The organism is Corynebacterium sp. HMSC072G08, from assembly GCF_001809185.1.
In the GTDB taxonomy this organism is placed as follows: domain Bacteria; phylum Actinomycetota; class Actinomycetes; order Mycobacteriales; family Mycobacteriaceae; genus Corynebacterium; species Corynebacterium phoceense.
This window is the reverse complement of record NZ_KV796432.1, coordinates 1-250: the sequence shown is the minus strand read 5'-3', so window position 1 is coordinate 250 and position 250 is coordinate 1. Positions and strand designations below refer to the sequence as shown.

Below are 250 nucleotides of genomic sequence, written 5' to 3'. Positions count from 1 at the left end.
CTCTTTCGTCTCTCGGCTCAAGGAAGAAAACGTCGACTCCTTGCGCGAACTTACAGGCTGGCGCCGCACCGACTACTGGGACGCTGGCCTATCGACCGCCGACGCCGACTTCTACATGCCTCTCGTGCGCACCTTTTGGGAAGCCTCGCATCCACGCATCGGCGAAGCCCGCGACGCCGCCCGCCGCCTCGGCCACGGCATCCGCGTCCTGGCCAAAATCGACCGGCTTTCCAAGAAAGGCGACAACCCC

1 protein-coding gene is annotated in these 250 nt (G+C 64.4%); it reads left to right on the top strand.

All coding sequences use genetic code 11. The features are described 5' to 3' along the window. On the top strand, nucleotides 1–250 hold a 250-nt coding region (locus HMPREF2559_RS13020), incomplete at both ends, for a hypothetical protein (RefSeq protein WP_168162243.1).